Below are 209 nucleotides of genomic sequence, written 5' to 3'. Positions count from 1 at the left end.
CCCCAAGGGGGTTATGATTCCCCATGGCGCAGCGCTCAACTGCATAAGCGACAGTCTTCAGCGTTTTCCTGTTAACAGCAATGATCGTGTCCTGCAAAAAATTCCTCATGGTTTTGATCCATCCATTTGGGAAATTTTCTGGGCTATGGCGACCCCTGCACCAACAGTGATTGCCAGCCACCAGGAACGTCTGGATCCAGTGCTCATAA

General features: G+C 50.2%; 1 protein-coding gene. It reads left to right on the top strand.

Annotated elements, in window-relative coordinates; genetic code table 11:
- Positions 1-209 (top strand): AMP-binding protein (locus tag E1189_RS00040; protein WP_155158126.1); only part of this gene is annotated, 209 nt, incomplete at both ends.

This window comes from Parendozoicomonas verongulae, from assembly GCF_009711465.1.
GTDB lineage: Bacteria > Pseudomonadota > Gammaproteobacteria > Pseudomonadales > Endozoicomonadaceae > Sansalvadorimonas > Sansalvadorimonas verongulae.
This window is presented reverse-complemented; position numbering and strand designations above follow the sequence as displayed.